Raw genomic sequence first — 2,906 nt, 5'->3', positions numbered from 1 at the left:
CCGGCGACAGGCTGGCCGGCGCCCGGTGGCGGCGTGCGGGGGTGCGGTGCGGACATGATTTTCCCTCCCGTTGCCGCGCCCGTTTCCCCGCGGGCGCGGACGGCTTTGTCTGTTTTGGTTGTTGAAATGGCAGTCCGGGCGGGTCAGCCCGGATCGCCTCCGCCCACCGGCAGCACGCTGCCGGTGACATAGCTGGCCTCGTCGGAGGCCATGAACAGGATCGGCGCCGCCTGTTCGGCCAGCGTGCTGTAGCGTTTCATCAGGCTGGACGAGACCGTCTGGTCGACGATGGCCTGATACCAGGCCTTTTCCTGATCCGTTTCCGGCAGGTCGCCGCGCGGGATGCGGCGCGGCGGCGCGGCGGTGCCGCCCGGTGCGGTTGCCACCACGCGGATGCCGTGGGGTGCGGCCTCCATGGCCAGCGAGGCGGTGATGGCGTTGACCCCGCCCTTGGCCGCGGCATAGGGCACGCGGTGGATGGAGCGCGTGGCGATGGACGACACGTTGACGATGACGCCGCCCTTCTGCGCCATCATCACCGGCAGCACCGCCCGGCAGCACCACAGGGTGGGAAACAGCGAGCGGCGGATCTCCGCCTCGATTTCCGCTTCCCCGTATCGGGCGAACGGCCGGGCCCAGATGGTGCCGCCGACATTGTTGATGAGGCCGTCGATGCGGCCGAAGCGCGACAGCGCGGCGGCGACCACGCTTTCCGCCCCGGCATAGTGCTCAAGGTCGGCATTGACGGTCTCGGCCGGGGTGCCGCCGGCGGCAAGCGCCTGACCGAGGTCGGCCAGCAGCGGCGAGCGGTCGGCCAGCACCAGCCGCGCCCCCTCCGCCGCAAGCCCCCGGGCCACGGCCTCGCCGATGCCCTGTGCCGCGCCGGTGACGATCATCACCCGGCCCGTGAAGCGATCCGGCCGGCTCATGCTGCCTTCGCCTCCGTGCCGGGCGCGAACTTCTCGGTGTGGAACGAGGCCGGCGTGATGGCGCGCCGGTGCAGGTCGGCCCGCACCGCATCCACCATCGGCGGCGGACCGCACAGGTAGATGTCGACATCGCCGCCGTGGAAGTCGGCGTCTTCGAGGTGCTGGGTGACATAGCCGGTGCGCGGATGGCCGCTGGCGGCATCCGCCACCACGGTGATGAAGCTGAAGGCGGGCGCGCGGGCGGCAATGTCCGCCAGCCGCTCCGTGAGCACGAGGTCGGCCGGTCCGGTGACCCCGCAGACCAGCCGCACGGGATGGGTGAAGCCGGTCTCCAGCAGGCGTTCCAGCATGGCGATGAACGGCGCAAGGCCGGTGCCGCCGGCCAGCATCAGCGCCGGGCGCACGAGCGGGCGCAGGTAGAAGCTGCCGAACGGGCCGGTCAGCGTCATCCGGTCGCCGGCCTTCGCGCTGCTGGCCAGCCAGCCGGACATGAGGCCGCCGGGAATGTTGCGCACCACGAAATCCACCCGCCCGTTGCGGCTGAGGCTGGCGAACGAATAGGCGCGGGTCTCCGCCGTGCCCGGCACGCCGATATTGGCATACTGGCCGGGCAGGAAGGCGAGATCGGCGCCGCCGTCGGGCGCCAGCTCGAAGCGCAGCGTGGTGGGCGACAACGCCTCAACGGCCGTCAGCGTGGCACCCGTCGCGGCCGGGCGCACCTTGCAGGCGGCGGAGGCGGCGGCAATGCGCACCACGCAGTCCGACTGCGGCTTCATCTGGCAGGTCAGCACATAGCCTTCCGCCGCCTCTTCGGGCGACAGCGCCTCGTCCAGCGGCTGGCCGGGATCGAAGCGGCCGGATTCGCACACGCTCTTGCAGGTGCCGCAGGCACCGTCGCGGCAGTCGAGCGGAATGTTGATGCCGGCGCGATAGGCGGCATCGGCCACGCTTTCGCTGGGCTTGCAATCGATGAAGCGGGTAACGCCATCCTCGAAACCGAGGGCGATCCTGAAGGTCATGACCGGTCCTCCGCTCAGATGTGGTAGATGTCGATGACGTGGTGGATGTAGTCGTTCTTCAGAACAACCTTCTTGGCGAGGATCCGGAAATCGCCGTCGCTGACATCGAGCGTGTAGAACGACGTGCCGAAATAAAGATCGGTGATCTTGTAGCGGAAGCTGTAGGTGGTCCAGTTGAAGCGCACCTCCGCCCGGCCATCCTGCCAGGACAGGATCTCGATGTTGGAGAGGGTGTGGTGGGTGCGCGGTTCCGGCAGGCTGGTGGCGCTGGAGCGCTCGGTGCGGATGCGGAACACACGGTCTTCCAGACCCTGACGGCTGCCGTAATAGATCAGCGAGATTTCGCGCTGGGGATCGGTGGTCAGCCGGTCGTCATCGTCCCACGACGGCATCCAGAAGGTCGCTTCCGGCGCATAGAGCGCCAGCCAGCTGTCCCAGTCCTTGTCGTCGAGAAAGCGCGCCTCGCGATAGAGAAAGGCGGCAACGGCGGCACCGGCGGCGACGGCGGCCGCGGGGGATGCCGGGTCCGGGCGGGCGATGGTGATGGCATCTGTCATGGCGTTTCCTCCCCGGTTGGGGCCGGCGCTGGCAGCCGGCCCGTCCGGTGGCCTTGATGGGATGAAGGGAAGGGCGGGCGGCGGCGTCAGGCGCCGGCCGGGGCATCGTCCGGCGCAAGGGCGGCCGCGGCGTTCGCGGCGCGGGCCTCCAGCGCGCGTACGAGGGCGTCCTTCCAGTGGCGGTGCTGCACCACGAACAACCCTTCGTCCTCGGTGCGCGCGCCGCTCATCAGCGGCTTCAGACCGATGGCCCGGGCGCCTTCGTCGGCGCCCTCGATCCAGTGGGTGGCCCCGCGCGACAGGTCGTTCCACACGGCCGCCTTGCCGAGGAAGCCGGTCTGGCAGGAGCGGAATTCCTCCAGATCGTCCGGCGTCGCCATGCCGGAGGCGTTGAAGAAATC

3 protein-coding genes and 1 pseudogene are annotated in these 2,906 nt (G+C 69.8%); all 4 read right to left on the bottom strand.

Features of this window, described 5'->3' with window-relative positions; all coding sequences use genetic code 11:
* Nucleotides 1-143: 143 nt before the first annotated feature.
* On the bottom strand, nucleotides 144-929 hold the full coding sequence (locus V7067_RS14075) for a 1,6-dihydroxycyclohexa-2,4-diene-1-carboxylate dehydrogenase (protein ID WP_334176535.1): 786 nt from the start codon (nucleotides 927-929) through the stop codon (nucleotides 144-146).
* Complete coding sequence (gene benC / locus V7067_RS14070) at nucleotides 926-1,948, bottom strand: benzoate 1,2-dioxygenase electron transfer component BenC (RefSeq protein WP_334176534.1); 1,023 nt, start codon at nucleotides 1,946-1,948, stop codon at nucleotides 926-928. The genes V7067_RS14075 and benC overlap by 4 nt, the downstream gene beginning before the upstream one ends.
* Before the next feature lie 14 nt (nucleotides 1,949-1,962).
* Nucleotides 1,963-2,505, bottom strand: coding sequence for a benzoate 1,2-dioxygenase small subunit (gene benB, locus V7067_RS14065; protein WP_334176533.1), 543 nt, complete (start codon nucleotides 2,503-2,505; stop codon nucleotides 1,963-1,965).
* Nucleotides 2,506-2,591: 86 nt separating this feature from the next.
* Nucleotides 2,592-2,906: pseudogene (locus V7067_RS14060) on the bottom strand (benzoate 1,2-dioxygenase large subunit); the annotation flags it as partial.

It is taken from the genome of Pseudoxanthobacter sp. (assembly GCF_036822375.1).
In the GTDB taxonomy this organism is placed as follows: domain Bacteria; phylum Pseudomonadota; class Alphaproteobacteria; order Rhizobiales; family Segnochrobactraceae; genus Pseudoxanthobacter.
The sequence above is the reverse complement of the archived record's forward strand: the minus strand, read 5'-3'. Positions and strand labels throughout refer to the sequence as shown.

Excerpts from the sequence above, each read along its gene's own strand:
- V7067_RS14075 (WP_334176535.1), bottom strand. The coding sequence starts at position 929 with ATGAGCCGGCCGGATCGCTTCACGGGCCGGGTGATGATCGTCACCGGC.
- benC (WP_334176534.1), bottom strand. The coding sequence starts at position 1,948 with ATGACCTTCAGGATCGCCCTCGGTTTCGAGGATGGCGTTACCCGCTTC.
- benB (WP_334176533.1), bottom strand. The coding sequence starts at position 2,505 with ATGACAGATGCCATCACCATCGCCCGCCCGGACCCGGCATCCCCCGCG.